18 protein-coding genes and 1 tRNA gene are annotated in these 16,815 nt (G+C 42.6%); 2 read left to right on the top strand and 17 right to left on the bottom strand.

Going from position 1 to position 16,815, the window contains the following annotated elements; translation table 11 throughout:
• Nucleotides 1-45 precede the first annotated feature (45 nt).
• From ACYQ3Q_RS17855 to ACYQ3Q_RS17870, 4 genes are read right to left on the bottom strand one after another with little or no spacing between them, the layout of a single operon-like run.
• Complete coding sequence (locus ACYQ3Q_RS17855) at nucleotides 46-375, bottom strand: hypothetical protein (RefSeq protein ID WP_459929877.1); 330 nt, start codon at nucleotides 373-375, stop codon at nucleotides 46-48.
• A 46-nt stretch (nucleotides 376-421) separates the two neighbouring features.
• Complete coding sequence (locus tag ACYQ3Q_RS17860; protein ID WP_459929878.1) at nucleotides 422-628, bottom strand: hypothetical protein; 207 nt, start codon at nucleotides 626-628, stop codon at nucleotides 422-424.
• Nucleotides 629-645: 17 nt separating this feature from the next.
• Nucleotides 646-798: a hypothetical protein gene (locus tag ACYQ3Q_RS17865; protein WP_459929879.1), complete on the bottom strand. Its 153-nt coding sequence runs from the start codon at nucleotides 796-798 to the stop codon at nucleotides 646-648.
• Between the two features lie 3 nt (nucleotides 799-801).
• Nucleotides 802-942: a hypothetical protein gene (locus ACYQ3Q_RS17870; protein ID WP_459929880.1), complete on the bottom strand. Its 141-nt coding sequence runs from the start codon at nucleotides 940-942 to the stop codon at nucleotides 802-804.
• Between the two features lie 44 nt (nucleotides 943-986).
• Between ACYQ3Q_RS17870 and ACYQ3Q_RS17875 the strand changes: the two genes are divergently transcribed.
• Together ACYQ3Q_RS17875 and ACYQ3Q_RS17880 are read left to right on the top strand one after the other, a co-directional pair.
• Complete coding sequence (locus ACYQ3Q_RS17875) at nucleotides 987-1,103, top strand: hypothetical protein (protein WP_459929881.1); 117 nt, start codon at nucleotides 987-989, stop codon at nucleotides 1,101-1,103.
• Nucleotides 1,104-1,105: 2 nt separating this feature from the next.
• Nucleotides 1,106-2,245, top strand: a complete 1,140-nt coding sequence (locus tag ACYQ3Q_RS17880) for a site-specific integrase (RefSeq protein ID WP_459929882.1) — start codon at nucleotides 1,106-1,108, stop codon at nucleotides 2,243-2,245.
• A gap of 93 nt (nucleotides 2,246-2,338) precedes the next feature.
• Here ACYQ3Q_RS17880 and ACYQ3Q_RS17885 read toward each other — a convergent pair.
• The 13 genes from ACYQ3Q_RS17885 to ACYQ3Q_RS17945 all read right to left on the bottom strand — a co-directional run bounded on the left by ACYQ3Q_RS17885 (nucleotide 2,339) and on the right by ACYQ3Q_RS17945 (nucleotide 16,686).
• Nucleotides 2,339-2,415 (bottom strand) — tRNA-Pro (locus ACYQ3Q_RS17885).
• 60 nt (nucleotides 2,416-2,475) lie between these two features.
• Nucleotides 2,476-2,922 carry an ACT domain-containing protein gene (locus ACYQ3Q_RS17890; protein ID WP_459929883.1) on the bottom strand — a complete coding sequence of 149 codons (447 nt, stop codon included), beginning with the start codon at nucleotides 2,920-2,922 and terminating at the stop codon, nucleotides 2,476-2,478.
• A 550-nt stretch (nucleotides 2,923-3,472) separates the two neighbouring features.
• On the bottom strand, nucleotides 3,473-3,685 hold the full coding sequence (locus ACYQ3Q_RS17895; protein WP_459929884.1) for a biotin/lipoyl-containing protein: 213 nt from the start codon (nucleotides 3,683-3,685) through the stop codon (nucleotides 3,473-3,475).
• Between the two features lie 184 nt (nucleotides 3,686-3,869).
• Entirely contained in the window at nucleotides 3,870-4,688 is an 819-nt protein-coding gene (locus ACYQ3Q_RS17900; protein WP_459929885.1) for a biotin--[acetyl-CoA-carboxylase] ligase, read from the bottom strand.
• A gap of 228 nt (nucleotides 4,689-4,916) precedes the next feature.
• On the bottom strand, nucleotides 4,917-5,381 hold the full coding sequence (locus ACYQ3Q_RS17905) for a hypothetical protein (RefSeq protein ID WP_459929886.1): 465 nt from the start codon (nucleotides 5,379-5,381) through the stop codon (nucleotides 4,917-4,919).
• 226 nt (nucleotides 5,382-5,607) lie between these two features.
• Nucleotides 5,608-5,820, bottom strand: a complete 213-nt coding sequence (locus tag ACYQ3Q_RS17910; protein WP_459929887.1) for an acyl-CoA carboxylase biotin carboxyl carrier protein subunit — start codon at nucleotides 5,818-5,820, stop codon at nucleotides 5,608-5,610.
• 184 nt (nucleotides 5,821-6,004) lie between these two features.
• Nucleotides 6,005-7,117 (bottom strand): sodium ion-translocating decarboxylase subunit beta, encoded by a 1,113-nt coding sequence (locus ACYQ3Q_RS17915; RefSeq protein ID WP_459929888.1) that lies wholly within the window; start codon nucleotides 7,115-7,117, stop codon nucleotides 6,005-6,007.
• A 237-nt stretch (nucleotides 7,118-7,354) separates the two neighbouring features.
• Nucleotides 7,355-9,451, bottom strand: coding sequence for a sigma 54-interacting transcriptional regulator (locus ACYQ3Q_RS17920; RefSeq protein ID WP_459929889.1), 2,097 nt, complete (start codon nucleotides 9,449-9,451; stop codon nucleotides 7,355-7,357).
• A gap of 19 nt (nucleotides 9,452-9,470) precedes the next feature.
• Nucleotides 9,471-10,628 carry an acyl-CoA dehydrogenase family protein gene (locus ACYQ3Q_RS17925; RefSeq protein ID WP_459929890.1) on the bottom strand — a complete coding sequence of 386 codons (1,158 nt, stop codon included), beginning with the start codon at nucleotides 10,626-10,628 and terminating at the stop codon, nucleotides 9,471-9,473.
• Between the two features lie 24 nt (nucleotides 10,629-10,652).
• A complete protein-coding gene (locus ACYQ3Q_RS17930; RefSeq protein ID WP_459929891.1) occupies nucleotides 10,653-11,525 on the bottom strand; it encodes an enoyl-CoA hydratase/isomerase family protein in 873 nt (290 codons plus the stop codon).
• A 113-nt stretch (nucleotides 11,526-11,638) separates the two neighbouring features.
• The gene (locus ACYQ3Q_RS17935) at nucleotides 11,639-13,396 is read right to left on the bottom strand and encodes an acyl-CoA carboxylase subunit beta (protein WP_459929892.1); all 1,758 of its coding nucleotides are present in this window, start codon (nucleotides 13,394-13,396) and stop codon (nucleotides 11,639-11,641) included.
• Between the two features lie 561 nt (nucleotides 13,397-13,957).
• A complete protein-coding gene (spoIVA, locus tag ACYQ3Q_RS17940) occupies nucleotides 13,958-15,442 on the bottom strand; it encodes a stage IV sporulation protein A (RefSeq protein ID WP_459929893.1) in 1,485 nt (494 codons plus the stop codon).
• A 230-nt stretch (nucleotides 15,443-15,672) separates the two neighbouring features.
• Nucleotides 15,673-16,686 (bottom strand): NAD(P)H-dependent glycerol-3-phosphate dehydrogenase, encoded by a 1,014-nt coding sequence (locus ACYQ3Q_RS17945; RefSeq protein WP_459929894.1) that lies wholly within the window; start codon nucleotides 16,684-16,686, stop codon nucleotides 15,673-15,675.
• Between the last annotated feature and the right edge of the window lie 129 nt (nucleotides 16,687-16,815).

Here is a 16,815-nt window from a genome sequence, read left to right on the forward strand (position 1 = left end):
TCTTCAAAGGTTAGTTTCAAGCACCATCTATCCTCCACAATCCTTTCACCCCTTCAGGATTGATCGTAACGACTTGCTCGAACCATGGTATACTCTAAGTGACTTTTTTTCTTGAGGCTCTCCGTTGGCGCGGAGGGCTTTTTCATGTCTATAGCCATCTAAAATGGAATCATCGCTCCACACTTTCTTCAGATCGGACAGCGTTCCGCGGATTTCTTGCAACGTTTCCTCCGCGGTGTGGTAGGGATCGTCGACAATCGCGGTAATGACCCCAACGGCAAAGGCGTGCATGAAGATGATTCCGTGGAGTTCCTTGACATCACCGAACCACGGGACGCGATCAGTTGCTTTGTACTCTCCAAAATTATTATCCATTGAATTCTCCCGTCTCCCCCAAATTGTTATAATCCATCTCCCTTTTTCACCCTGCCTTTCGCCGATTAGCTGCCTTCCCTCTCTGACGAGCCCTAAAACATATCCCTGCAATCTCAACCACTTCGGAGAGGCTTGTCCTCTTGCCGAAATCAACGCGATTGGTTTTGATGTCCGAGGTTGCGAGATCAAGAACTTCACGGAACTCGGAGTCAGTCATTGGACCCAGGTCTAATTCGAGAATGTTTCTGAGCATGGTACCACCTCCCGCAATTATTTAGCTTCGGCTTGGTAAGGTATCTCCGCTCCACAATACGGACAGATCCAAATGTTAGCGGGATCAGATGAATAGGCTGAGTTATTGCATACTGGGCATATGCGTTTTTCGATGACGTTCACCTCACTTTCATTAACCCGTTTTCTCACAAACTAAGCATCTTTTGATGAGTTTCGCAACATTGGGCTAAAAAAATATTTATCTAATTCCTTAGGCGGTATCTCTAGAAACAAGGCAATGGCTTCGGCTTCGGGAATACTCATAGCATAAAATCCATTAATCTTATCGGACAACGAATCAAGACGCAACATTAAAGCGATTCTACAACATTAACGGGATGGTTATTCTAAGGTCTGAGAACCCAAACTATCCCGAAATGATATATACCAAAAAAGACATGAAGGAGGTTAGTATTTTAGGTAAAGCAGTACGTTATATTTCGGAGGTGAGGTAAAAGTGGCCAGCATTAAAAAACGCCCCAACGGGACATATCAAGCCACCATATTCGTCGGCAGAGACTCAGATGGCAAGCAGCTATTTCAGTATGTAACTAAGCCTGGACTGAGGGAATGCAAGGCTGCAGCCAGGGAAATTGAACAGGAGATAGAAGATAAGACTTTTGTCAACGTTGCTAACGTAAAACTTACAGTGTGGATTGAAAAATGGTTAGAACTAAACAAAGAGAGATTATCTCCCAGCACCAATGCCCTGTATAAAACGTATCTAAAAAACCATTACGAGCCTTTCTTTGGTGTCTTGAAACTTGGTAAGATTAACGAGATTAAAATCAAGGAGTTCATTAACCTCAAGCTAAAAACATTATCACAGTCAAGCGTTCGAAGGATGACGTCAGCCTTAAAGGTTATGCTCCACGATGCCATGAAGGGGAAAAGCCCTGCGCGGGACGTTAAATTGCCACTGGAAGAAAAGTATACCCCTCGGGTCCTGACAGAAAAGGAAATGCAACAAATCCATGACGTAGTGAAAGGGACAAGGGATGAACCAATCATTCTGATAGCCGCGTGGTGCGGACTTAGACGTGGGGAAGTGTTCGCCCTCAAGTGGAATGACCTAGATTGGGAAAAAGGTACCCTAAGAGTCGATGAGAGTTATTGCATCAATGATGATAATCTGTACGAGGACAAGCGCCCGAAGTCAGAAAACGGAATTAGGGTTGTCGCCGTTCCTGAGTATCTCATGAATCTATTGGAGCAACTTAGAAAGTCTAAGTTTGGTAAAATTGAGCCCATCAAAAAAGTAAAGGTTGTCGAGCCAGACCAACCAAAAAACGAAGGTGATCACAGAATATTTAACATTCGCCCTGATAATTATTCTAGTTATTTCGCTGAGTTTATTCGTGACAATAACCTCCCAGTGATCAGGTTTCATGACCTCAGACATTATCACGCGTCTTGGTTATATGCTCGTGGCATTCCAGATCAGTACGCAGCCCAAAGATTAGGACATGACATAGCAATTCTTAAATCTATTTACCAGCATCTTGGACTAGATAAGCAAATCGAGATAGATGACAGCATTAGGCAAATGCACAAAGAAAAAGACACAAAAAAAGAGACCCGCCTAACTTCCGATTAGACGAGTCACTATGTTTAAAAAGGTTTGTTGGGCATTTGTTGGGCATTTCGTTTTTTCATGCCTAACTCAAAACCCTAGGACCATTGAATTTACTGGTCGGAGCGACACGATTTGAACGTGCGACCTCTACCACCCCAAGGTAGCGCTCTACCAAGCTGAGCCACGCCCCGATTCAATGCCCTCATTTGACGGCTTTTAAAGGATACCATATTTGCATAAAAATCGCAACCCTAAGTTTGAGCGATCACTTCAATCTTTCTAACCCCAGTGATTTCTCCAAGCCCAGCCAAAAAATTCTCGGGAGTATCGGCCATTCCGGCAGTTTCAATAGAAATCGAAACATTGGCCACACCTTGCAAGGGAATCCCTTGATTAATCGTCAGGACGTTGCCTTTAACCGAGGCAATAAAGTTTAGGACGTGGGATAGTACTCCGGCTTTATTCTCTAGAATCAGGGAAATAGTAATAATTCGTTCCTTACTAGCCTCGTAAAAAGGAAATACTCCATCCTTGTATTTATAATAAGCACTTCGACTAAGCCCCACCCGTTCCACGGCATCGTTGATCGTAAATACTTCCCCTTTGACAAGGAGTTCTTTAGCCATTGCAGTCTTTAAAATGGCTTCCGGCAAAATATTTTTGCTGACGATCAAAAAATCATTTGTCTTGCCAGCCACCAAATCGCTCCTATCTCTTCATGCCGCACTTATGACTCTTCCCGAAGATATAATTCATACCAATATTAATATTATACTACAAGATATTACTTAATAGTCAATGATTCTCGATATGATATCTAAGCTACTAACCCATTTACAGAAGGATCTTCGTTTTGATTTACCAATAATTCTTCATATTATAGGCAAATGTCTATGAAACTCCCTAATATAGTACTCTTCTATAGAAGTGTACTCACCTTAAAAACCCCCTAAAATTAATTAGAGGGTTTTCTTATACATAGGTTTGTACCCCGGGTTTTAACTAACAAAATGATGTACTGGGCAGATGAAGACAAAGGTGTCAATTTGATCGTTGCCTCTTCTTGAAATAGAGAAAGCCTTAAACAAGAACCCCAGTTCATATCGTTAAATAAACAATTATAAGTCAAATCATTCAAAAAAATTGAAAGCAGCATTCACTACTATTGTTAGGCTAACATACTTTCACTGGGGCAAAGACAATCTAAAACTAAATGTACTCGGTAGCAGCGTAATGGGTAATGGGTATTTAGTCAATTACAACTAGTACTTGACCTCCATTAACCTTATCGCCTTCTTTGACTTCAATCTTAACGACTGTACCATCTTCCGAAGCATACACAGGGGTCTCCATTTTTAAAGCTTCAAGAATGACTACCTCATCGTCAATCTCCACTACATCTCCAACAGCCACATTAATCTTCCATACATTGGCATCTATCGGAGCAATTACGTTTTCCAAGTGATTTCACCTCCTCTCATAAGGGGTACAAACATGTCCATTTCAAGCTGCTAGGTTTACACCCTTCTTCTTGTGTGATAATTTTCGCTACCTTTATTTTATCACACTTGAATAAGTGTAATAGTAATTTTGGGGAAATTTACTAAACATTAGCGTCAATGAGTGTTCTCATGGATTTAGAAAATTAGTGGCTACCATAATGAGTTCTACCCAAACTCAAATCTTCAGCTAAAAATTCCTTTAATGTTCCATCAGATAAACTCACAATAAGCCCACCTCTTTCGCTAATATCTACTGCTAATCCATTGATAGGATTTATCTCTTTATTAATAGTAACATTTCGTCCTAAAGTTACGTTATTTTCAATCCACTTCGTACGGAGATATGGATGCCCACCTTTTAAAAAACCCTGAAAATGTTCATCCCAAGTAATAATAAACTGCTTGAGTGCCCTAACACGAGAAACATTTTGACCCAATTCTAACCTTAGCGAAGTACTGGTTTCCCTGCAATCAGGGGGGAGTTGATTTATAGTTTGATTAATATTGATCCCAACGCCCATAATTACGTACTCTGAACCACGTTTGGAAAAATTACTATGAGCGAGTATACCACATACCTTTTTGCCACTTATGACAATGTCATTAGGCCATTTTATTCCTGCCTCACATCCAGTCACTTTTTTAATGGTTTCGGCAACTACAACTGCGCATAATAGTGTTAGTTGAGGAACAAACTGGACCTTAATTTCAGGTCTCAAAACCAGAGACATTAAGATCCCTTTACCCGGTGGACACGCCCATTGACGTTTCAGCCTCCCCATCCCGGATGTCTGAGACATACTCATAACTATGGTTCCCTCCGGAGCTCCGGATAGTGCCATAAACTGAGCAACATTGTTGGTTGAAGATACTTTGCGATAGATGTATATATTCTTTCCGAGCAAGCTAACATGCTTATGTGGCAAGGAACTCTCTCCATCTAGGCTCTCTTTAATCTCCACGATATTACCTCAATCCTGCTTATACTTGAGATGGTTTATAAAAATCATTAAGCACAACTACTTGTATAAATGCCTATGTTAATTAAAATATCCTAGAAGCTACAAACATCCCACGCACGACTTCGACAGAGCCCCACCTACCTATTCAAGACTATCAAGCAGAAGAATTTCGAGGAGATTTGCCATTTTATATAAGAAAATCTAAATTTATATTATTGATATCGATTATCAGACATTGGCAGAATTAGTTTTGACATCTTCAAATGTCATTTTGACACAACCAAAACCGTTACTTTGCGTTCCACGATTGAGCGCAGAGGTGTTAGTGGGTATTTTCTTAAATCGTCTACTCATTTTGCCTTCTTCACCAACAAACGTGTTAAAGGGACCGAGCTGTTCATCTTTCTGAAACGGAAACCATCCTTGATTACAAGACAAGCAGATACATTCTGTTCTTTTGTAGCCTATAAAACCAAAGACAGGACCGAGTGGGCCGCAAACACAGGTGGCTAATAGCGCTCGAATAATCGCATACCCATATTTATGATAGACATAATTCTCCGTTTTACATTTGGGACATCTACTATAAATTCCTGGAGCTCCTACACCACAGTGTGGACAATGATAAGAATTCTCTAAGACAGTCTTACCACAGGCTCTACAATTTACTTCTTTGTTTGTGACTTGATACATCCTAAACAACTCCTTTTTGGCAGAAATCCCGTCTAAAACTATGAAGAGACAGTGGTCTAAATCAGCATAATTAATAAATTGTTATTCCTGCAATTGAAATTAAGATTTATAAATAAAGCGGGCTGATATTAACAGCTCGCTTATTTTTAAATACTAACCTTAATAGCAGCTTTGGAAGTTGAATCTTAATTAAACTTCCAAAGCTTTCTGCCATCAACTCCAAGAACTATTCTAGAACAACTAGAACATCATCTTCCGCAACTTGCTGACCTACAATGACTTTGATTTCTTTGACTATGCCACCTTCAGGTGCATAGATAGGATTTTCCATTTTCATGGCTTCGAGAATAATGACTTCATCGTCTTCAGCAATAGTGTCTCCAACCTGAACGAGAATTTTCCAAACTTTACCTGACATTGGACATTCAATGTTAGCCATTTAAATTTCCTCCTTTAAACTAAAATCTTTTCTTTTTATACTAAAGTTAAAGGATTAATCCTCTGAGCCAGTCTACTCTTTGCCCATATTTGCTACTGATCAGTTCGCAGTAACTTCGTCTAAGTTAAACAAATATTGGGTAATTTTTTGGATAATCACCTTAACTTCAGGAACAAACTATTAGTTACTTCAAAACGCTAATAAACATACCTGCTGCCACGGCAGTACCTATAACACCAGCTACGTTAGGTCCCATGGCGTGCATTAAGAGATAGTTCTTCTTATCTGCTTCCGAACCGACTTTATGAGCTACTCTAGCTGCCATAGGAACAGCGGAAACACCTGCAGCACCAATTAATGGATTGATCTTTTCTTTTAGGAACAGGTTCATTAAGTGTGCCAATCCTATACCAGTGGCTGTAGCAGCAGCAAACGCTATGGAACCCAGAGCAAATACACCAATAACCTTAGCACTTAAAAACACCTCTGCCGGCATAGTGGCACCTACTGAAATTCCTAAGAAAATGGTCACTATATTCATCAATTCGTTTTGAGCTGTAAGACTTAAACGATCTACCACCCCTGATTCTCTCAGTAGATTACCGAAACAGAACATACCCATCAAGGCTGCAGCATCTGGTACTACCAGAGTAATAATTATAACGGTAATAATGGGGAAGAATATTTTTTCTAGTTTGGATACCTTACGTAAGGATTTCATACGAATCTTTCTCTGAGCTTCAGTAGTGAGTAATTTCATTATCGGTGGTTGGATAACCGGTACCAGAGCCATGTAGGAGTAGGCAGCCACTGCGCAGACACCCATCATTTCCGGAGCTAGTTTAGAGGCCAGGAAAATAGTGGTCGGGCCGTCCGCACCTCCAATAATTCCGATGACAGCCGCTTGGTCAATATTAAAGCCCAAAGCCAGAGCTCCAAAGAAGGTAACATATACCCCGCCCTGTGCACCTGCACCCAAGAGCAGAGTCTTGGGATTAGCAATAACCGGACCAAAATCGGTCATGGCTCCAATGCCCAAGAAGATAAGGGGAGGAATTATGGCCCACTCTTCGCCATAGTGGTAGAAACGCCAGAGTAGCCCTTCCCCGGGCGTCATGATTTCTGAGGGAAGATTAACTAAGAGAATACCAAAGGCTATTGGTAATAAAAGTAGGGGTTCAAAACCTTTCTTAATAGCTAAGTAAATAAATGTTAACGCAATAGCCCACATGACGAAATTACCCCAGTAAAGGTTATCAAATGCCATGGAGGTCCACATGCCTTGAAATATTTCCATCGTTACGATACTCCTCCTTTATCATTAACTCTGTTTCTCAGTTTCCTTTTTTGACTCTAATGCAATTGCAAGTTTAGAACCCAATTTGACAAATATTAGCAAGGTCGTCATAACTATAAAAACTCCAGATATTCCTGTTATAAAAGTAATTAGTGGTAATGACATATAGCCCCTCCCTTTCCTACCAATTAAGGTATCATTTGGCCCTTTCGCTAGCCACTGGAATCCATACGCTGGTCAGTTACCCCCAATGACATCTTTCGATTTCTTCAACTTCCGCACTACTGTGGACTGATTAACCCCTAACGCCTGAGCAGCTTTAACTGTGGTTCCGTGCAGTTTCATAGCTAAGGTGACAAGTTGTAGTTCTAAATCATCGACGGCTTCCTTCATGGGAACCACTCCAGTCACTGTGACTGTCTTAAGAGGGCTCTGTTCCTTTTCATAAAGTACGACATCGACTTCTTTGGCAGAAATAACCTTTTGAGTTGCTGTCACTACCAGCCTCTCGAGTACGTTCACCATCTCCCGAACATTACCAAACCAAGGATAATCCAACAACAACTGAACAGCTTCCGGAGAAAGAGCCTTCTCAAACCCATGACGCTTATTGTTTTGCTCTAGGTAAAAAAGAACTAGGGGTATAATATCCTCTTTCCGTTCTCTGAGGGCCGGAACTTTAATCGGTACGACATTGAGGCTAAAGAAGAGGTCTGAGCGGAAGAGACCTTTCTCAACTAACTCTTTTAAAGGTCTATCTGTACCTGCCATAATCCTAGTATCGATGAAAATTGCTTCTTTTTCACTCGTTGCCTGGAGCTTTTTATCCTGAAGCACTCGTAGCAAGCGTCCTTGTAAGTTTAGGGACATCTTACCTATATCCTCTAGGTAAACACTCCCTTGATTAGCTAACTCTAAAACTCCCATTTTCCCTTTATTTCCGTTCCCTTTGGATATTTCTTGTCCAAATAGCTCAATTTCTAAAAGTTGAGCTGGAAGTGAAGCGCAATTTAGTTTATAAAAAGCCCCTTTACTTCGTTTACTCTGAGAATGAATTGATTTGGCAATTTCCTCTTTGCCTACCCCTTGTTCTCCGACTAATACAACGGGTGAATCAACTTGACTTACCCTAAATGCCAGATCCAAGACATTGTTCATGATGACGGAACGCGATCTCAAATCAGCACCCATTTCCTGACTATTTCTCATCTGAGCTATCTCTGACTGATATTTTTCGGAAAGCTGTTTGCTTTCCTCAAGTGCTTCTTGCAAGAGTACGATCTCTCTCATATCTCTGATGTTAATCACAATTTTGGCAATCTCCCCTTCTTCATCATAGACGGGGTTGCCTGTGATCACTAAGGAATGCTCAGCATAAGGCCCTTCCAAGATGCTAACCAGACTGCCCTGTTTCTTAACTAAAAATACTATGTTTTTTCGAAAGACACCCTTATCTACAAAATCCTTAAATTGTCTGCCCACCAAATCTTCCCATGAAACGTCTAAAATCCTCCCCACAGCAGGATTGCAACGTAGAATTTCGCCCTGACCATCACAAATAATTAACCCATCATAAGAAGAGGCTACAATTGTCTGGAGTTCCTCGTTAAGTTGTTTTACGCTTTGCAGTTCTTGTAAAACCTTTTCGATCTCGGAAACATCTTGGAAAACCCCTACTGCCCCTACAACCTCTCCATCTTTAATAATCGGTGTCCGATTAGAAATATACTGTCTTCGACCCACTTGAAACTTTTTACCGAATTCAGGTATTCCGCTACGAACAACTTCGAGTAGACCTGTAGGAATAATAACATCCGTCAAAAAGCGTCCTACTGCTTCCTCTTTGGTTGAACGAGTTGGTTTTTCGGCTGCTGGGTTAAGGGATGTAATTATCCCCTGTTTATTGATCGCTAGGATTCCATTATGTGCCGAGTCAAAGACAGCCTCCAGTTCACGACTTCGTGCTTGGACCTCTTGAAAATAGGACTGTAATAAGGAAAATTTAGATACTACGCCCGTAATTTCTTCCTGGTTATTAAACACAGGGTAGATATCGAAGGGTAAATTCCAAACATCTTCTAATAATGTCTCTTCGTTTAAGGGTACGAAACGAGTCGTTAGATAGTCAGCAGCCTTATTTTTCGCTGCAAAGTTTTCTAAGCCCTTTTGGTTAACCTGGTCTTGGGTGACCATGCCCAGTAGATGACCTTGTTCGTTGAGTAAAGGCAAGCCAGTCACCTTTTTTTCCATCATCAAAGTCAGTGCGTCCCCGATAGTATGATAGTTATAAAGACATACGGAAAGTCGTGACATCACTTGCCCTACACGTAACAAACTGTTTTCCTCCCAACTACTACCTATTCGGCTGGTAACCAAGTTCAATGCTGGCAATAATCTGCATATGAATGTTGGATGTTCCTTCAAGAGTTTCAAACTGCTTGGCATCGCGGAGCCATCGACCGCATGGGTATTCGGTTGAATAACCATATGAACCATAGATCTTCATGGCCATGTTTGCACCATGAACTGCTGCATTACAACCGAATAGCTTAGCCATCGAAGTCGCTTGTTGGTTTGGCAATTTGTTCTCTTTGAGCCATGCAGCTCGATAGACGAGGTATTTGGCTGCTTCATCTTCTAGTTTCATTTCGGCAATCTGCTGCTGGATCATTTGATATTTTCCAATTTGTTTGCCAAACTGGGTACGCTCATTGGCATATTGAACTGCACCCTCTAAGCAGGCTGCCGAAAGCGCTGCCGAACCAGTAGCACAACCCATGCGTGTGTTATTTAACATCCACATACAAATCAGGAAACCCTTATTAAGAGGACCTAAAAGGTTTTCCTTCGGAATCACAGCGTTTTCAAACACTAGTTCAGAAGTCGGAGCAGGCCACATGCCCACTTTCTTGAGAATGGGGATTCTTGTAATACCAGGGGTATTATTATAGTCCACTATAAAGCAGGATAAGCCCTTCGTTCCTGCTCCTTTTTCAGTGACCGCATAGAGAAGTCCAATATCGCAAGTGTGTCCGCCCGATATCCACATTTTGGAGCCATTCACCAACCAGTGGTCACCCTTATCTACCGCAAAAGTTTTCATGCTAGCCACATCAGATCCCGTGTTGGCCTCGGTTATCGCAAAGCTCCCGACCGCTTCGCCACTTACCAGACGAGGTATATACTTTTGCTTTTGTTCCTCAGTACCCCATTCATTAATGGTCATTGCTGGTCCCCAAACGTTGCCGCTGATACTTAGCCTCCAGGAAGTATGAACCTTGGCTATTTCATATAAAGCTACGACAGCTTCCATCCAGCCCATGCCATTACCGCCATACTCTTCAGGAATGCTCCACCCTAGCAGGCCCAACTCACCCATTTTAGTAAGGATCTCTCTGCGATAGTAATGATTATCTTCGTCTTCCTCTACAAACGGTGCAATTTCTTTTTCAGCAAAATCACGAGCCATCTCTTGAATCATTCTTTGCTCTTCAGTTAATGCAAAATCCATTTTCCCTTCTCCTTCTCTAAATAATTAATGGCCAGTAAAAATAGGTTTACGCTTTTCTTTAAGGGCAGCCAACCCTTCCCTGTGGTCGGACATTTCAGAAACAATAGCCATTTGGGAAGAAATCAAATCTAACGCTGTCCGCAAATCGTTAGTGCGTTGAGCTGAATAAACTGCCCGCTTAATCATTTGCACACACACTGGAGGGGAATCGGCTATTTTTCTAGCCATCTCTAAGGTGGCTTGTTCTAGCTCTAACGCGGGGACAACCTTGTTGACCATACCCATTTTTTCTGCTTCGTAGGCTGAGATGAAATCCCCAGTCCATAAGATTTCTAAAGCCTTGGCAACTCCAACTAAACGAGGCAAATAAAAAGCACCACCATCTCCTGGTACAAGGCCTGCCTTCACGTAACTGGCAGAAAGCTGCGCATCATCTGCCACTACCCTGATATCGCACATCAATGCCATATCAAGGCCTGCTCCTATGGCCATTCCGTTAATACCACAAATGACTGGTTTATCCATCAGGTCTAGTGTCAAAGCAATTTTATGGATATGGCTTGTCAAAGCCCGTTTACGGTCGATGGCATTATCGCCCCACGACTCACCTCGTTCATCACATCCGACAAATCCTTTTCCATTAAGCATGGCATCGATATCCCCGCCGGTGGAAAAGGCCTTACCCATGGCAGTCACCACGATAACCCTTATGTTTTGATCCTCTTGTGCGTCTTTTAGTGCCTCTGCCCACTTCCGAATCATCGGCAAAGAAAAGGCATTATTCTTCTCCGGTCTGTTCAGGATGATCCTGGCTAAAAAACCGTCTTTCTGATAAAGCAAATGGTTATCCTTATCTTCTTGAGGGGCTATCCGGAACTTCAAGCATTCCCTTCCCATTATTCACATCTCCTTACTATTTCATTTCTTGATTTCCCTGGAAATGTACACTTAAACAGGAGACAACCCCATTAGGATAGGTAAACACCCCAGAGGGTAAGAATCTTGCCTCTTTATCCTTTGATCGACCTAGGTAGGATCATTTGATGGATTGGTGTGATCGACTTAGGGTTTTGATAATTTGCTCCTGCAAAAGCCACACAATATTTTCTTAAATCTGGGAGAGTAACAATCTCATCCACAAACCCTCGTTGGGCACAGTACACTGGTCTTGATTTCGCTTCGTAATCTTTAATCATTTGGTTCATCTTGTCAATGGTTGCTCCTAAATCGTTACCAGCTTCTTGTTCTTTGACCAGTCTTCTAGCATAGGAAGCAGCAGCAGCGGTTTCCCCGTGCATCACATAAATTTCTGTCAATGGAGTTCCCAATGTAATGGCATTATTTTCATTAGCTTGGGGACCTCCCATAATATAATGAGCTGCAGCCGTTCCTTTTCTTAAGACGATGCACATCATGGCGATATCTGTTTTTTCAATGGAGTATATCAAGCTCTGACCAATTGCGAGCAATTCAGCCTCTTCCGCAATATCTCCTACATCGATACCCGTTGTATCTTGCAGCCAGATGATTGGCAAATTATCCCGACCGCACAGGGTCACGAATTCACATTGTTTGATGAGTCCCTGACGGTAGTGTTTACCGCCTACGCCAACATAGGTTCCTTCTGCGTACTCTGGATATTTAGGTATTATTCCTTGTCTGTTGCCGATTACTCCGACTGGGAAACCGTCGATTTTAGCTATACCAGTAAAGACCTCCGGTCCATAATCCGGCCTATACTCCATGAATTCGCTATTATCCGTAAGCCGGGCCAATACTTGAGTAGCATCATAGGGTCTTTTTTGATTTGCAGCAATAATTCTATTCAGATCCAGAAGAGGAAACTTGGGTTCTGCTGGCTCAGCCACGCGAAATACTTTGGGATCAAAGGCCGGCATACCACTCATATACTCTTTAATACCATCTAAGACGCCAACTTCGCTATCATATACTTCTCTAAAATAGGCAGTTTGATCAAAATGAGTTTCCACCCGACCCGGTGCCTTTTCCTTAAATCCTTTGGTGGCATTGATTAAGTCTTGGGCTGCTTCCAAGTCAAAAAAACCCTTTGGATTCATCCCTCCAACAATCCCGGCTCCTCCCACTGCAATATTGGCATCCTTATGAGCTATAAGAATCGTAGGACTGATTCCTTGATAGCCTCCACCAGCCGGATTGGTTCCATAAATACCATTTAGGATCGGAATTCCAAGCCGATTCAGCTCTGCATGTCTAAAGAAGGTAGTACCACTTCCCCGCCGATCGGCGTAGACGTTTTCTTGCTCCATTAATTTAACCCCACTACAATTAGTGAGCCAAACTAAAGGAATATTGAGCCTTTTGGCTAAGTCAGTGACCCTTAATATATTCTCAGCTTGGCCAGAAATCCAAGCTCCTGCCATGACCTTATTATCGAAAGCAATAATCACTGCCCATTTTCCATCTATTTTACCTAATCCGTCTACGACACCAGTGCATCCTTCTTCATTGTCATTTGGATTATAAAGTGTATGTAAAGGACACCAACTTCCGGCATCAACCAGATAATCCAGCCTATCCCAAACGGTCATCTGACCTCTTGCTCGGATTTTCTCAGCGGGAGTACCCGCATTTTTTACTGTTTCGATGGCTTTAGAAATTATTTCCTCTTGTTCTTGAAGAAATTTTATGTTGTCTTCCGTACGTTTTATTTCCCCTGCACTTAAAGGTTTCCCAATATCAGGCATCTTTTCGAAGTAAGGTCGCAATGCCGTTTGCTTTCTATCCATGATTAATATCCTCCTTCTCATCCTCATCCTTGATTATAGATTTGCCCCTAGGCTAATGAGTACCGCAATCAATGCAAAACAGGCGTCTCCATCTTCCATGCATTTCCTTTCAATGGAGCAAGTAAGTTTTACATGTGATTCACCTCCCTCATTAGCGATTTTCCTCTACAACCTCGCCAAGATTAATCAACTATGCAAAAATGCATAGTTACCATCCTTTGCATACCTGCATTAATCTTCGAACTGACAGGTTAATATTGGCACAATAATAATCATTACAGTTCTCATATGTTGCTATTTTACTGAATTTACGTGGCTGTTCACCTAGTTCTCCGTGACGAACCCCTTTGCAATCTTGCATATCTAATGTCTCTCTGTTCTTACAATATATCATTTGTTAGAATATTTCAATAGTATTTATGCATTTGTGCAAGAAATATCTTAGGTGTTAGTCTTGTGCTCCATGGTAATATTTTGCACAGAAAAAGAACGTCGGATGCCGCACGAGCTGCGTTCCAACGTCCGCTAACTATACTTAGGAATTTTTCTTCGTTTTATCCGCTAGATAATGATGCAGATAAGTCCTCCGCTGCCATCGTTGACAATCCGTTGCAGGGTATCTTGCAGTTTATGTTGAGCATTTTCCGGCATTTTATAAAGCTTATTTTGGATACCTTCACGAACCAAATCATGCAATGATTTGCCGAAGATATTCGATTCCCAGACCTTCTTCGGATCGCTTTCAAACTCATCCAACATATACTTGACCAGTTCTTCGGCTTGCCGTTCTGTTCCAATCAAAGGGGTAATTTCTGTCGTTACATCCGCTCTAATAATGTGCAGGGATGGAGCGCTAGCCTTGAGCTTGATTCCATAATGTCCCCCTTGCTTGACAAGTTCTGGTTCCTCTAGGAACATTTCTTCCAGTTGAGGAGTGACCACACCATAACCGTTGAGACGAACTTCTTCAATAGCCGCGGACAGTTTATCCCATTCTTTCTTGCCTTTGCTATAATCTAAGACTAAACGCAGCAAGGAATGATCTCCTTCAATTTCAATCCCCGTAAAATCTTGCAGGACGGTTTTAAAAAGTCCATCGATCGCGGTGATTTCCACATTTGCGATTCCGCTGCCTAAGTTCATCTCTTTAAGCAGGACATCTTGGGCATATTGGCATTCCACTAAAGCATCTAAGGCCTGATCGATATCTCTCAAGCGCCGAACGCCGTCAATGGCCTTGCGAACCGTTTCTTCAAAAGCCGCCCGAACTGGATGAATAGGATCCAGTTCCTCAACCCATTTTGGAAGATCGATATTAACCTCGGCAACGGGGAACTCATATAATACTTCTTCGAGAATTTGCGTAATATCGTCCTGAGTCATTTCTAGACAATTCATGGCAATAACAGGTATTCCATATCTCTCTTCGAGAGAACGGCTCAACTCTTGTGTGTTATCGGCATAAGGACGAGTCGTATTCAAGACCACCACAAATGGTTTCCCCAGTTGCCGGAGTTCGGTAATGACACGCTCTTCAGCGTCTAGATAAGCATCCCGTGGAATATCCGTAATAGATCCATCGGTTGTGACTACAATGCCAATCGTTGCATGGTCAGTAATCACTTTACGGGTGCCCATTTCTGCTGCATCTTGAAATGACATAGGCTCGTCACTCCAGGATGTTTTCATCATTCGTGGTTCTTCACCGTCTTCAGCCTCGTACCCTAAAGCACCCTCTACACTGTAGCCTACACAGTCGACCAAACGAACATTCATGTGAATTGAGTCTTTGAGAACGATTTCTACGGATTCCGATGGGATAAACTTGGGTTCAGTCGTCGTGATCGTTCTCCCTGTCCCACTTTGTGGAAGCTCATCTTTGGCCCGTTCTCGTTCAAATGCATCTAGGATGTTGGGCAGGACGAGGAGGTCCATGAACCGTTTGATAAAGGTGGACTTTCCTGTACGGACTGGCCCGACGACACCGAGGTAGATATCGCCCCCTGTGCGTTCAGCGATATCCCTGAAAATGTCTACTTTTTCCATTTAATTTCCCTCCCTTTTGAGTGCTGTCCCAAAATTTGGGGAAGGGCCTCCACCTTATCTCCCCTTCCACCTCCCTGTAACCCGTGGATTCCCAATAACCGGACTAGCACATTAAGCAGTATAAGTATATTGGCACTTTTGGGCAAATATGACTATACAACAAAAAACGCAGAAAAGGCTTTTAAAGAACCTCTTCTACGTTTATGAAACTCAAGCTTAAAATATGTATACTATCTTAACCAACTCATCTCCACAACTTCTTCAAGTTCATGGCGTTTCCCACGTGACATTAAATCGACTACCGCCTCTTGGGGATCGGCTCCTTCGAAGAGTACTTTGTAGGCTTGTTCTGTGATAGGCATTGAGACATTTTTCTCAATACTAAGCTCATAGGCTACACGGGCCGCTCTAACCCCTTCAACCACCATTCCTACGTCTTTAAGGACCGTTTCTAAAGGTTTACCCTGCCCAAGAGCGACACCTGCCCTCCGATTACGGCTATGCAGGCTGGTACAGGTCACAATCAGGTCGCCTACGCCAGATAATCCAGCAAAGGTTAACGGATGCCCTCCTAGCGCTACGCCCAAACGGGCAATTTCTGCTAATCCTCGAGTCATCAGAGCAGCTTTGGTGTTGTCGCCGAAACCTAACCCCTCGGCAATACCAGTACACAGAGCAATGATATTTTTTAAGGCTCCACCCAATTCTACCCCTATAACATCGGGATTGGTATAAATTCTAAATTTCGAGGTCATCATCATGTCTTGGACCGTCTCGGCAGTCTTGACATCCGAACCCACTACGACAGTGGTCGGCATATCTCTGGCTACCTCTTCGGCATGGCTGGGACCGGACAAGACAGCAATCGGATTGTGTGGAAGCTCCTCTTTCAAGACTTCCGAAAGGCGGAGATGTGTTTTATCCTCTAAACCTTTCGCAGTATTGACTACGATACAACCTTGCCTTAGGTAAGGCTTTACAAATCGGGCAGCTTCTCTGACACTATGGGAAGGCACGCTGAACACGACCAAATCAGCATCTAATTGCCTGAGATCGGTGGTTGGCAGAAGTTGGGACGGTAAACTAACACCTGGCAAATAACGTACATTTTCTCGTTGCTTCGTCAAACGTTTCATTTCATCAGGATTACGTCCGATAAGGGCAACCTGATGCCCAGCATTCGCCATGAGCACAGCTAAAGCACATCCCCAACTCCCTGCACCATAAACCGCTATATTCGGCATACCCATATCCCCCCTTACTTCGATGCTCGATGCACGAGGCACGGCCTCTAACTCAAACTTCTTCTTCGGATCTCTACTTCGGACTTTCGTACATCATGCATCATGCATCATGCATCATGCCTCGGACCA

The organism is Desulfosporosinus burensis (assembly GCF_054657535.1).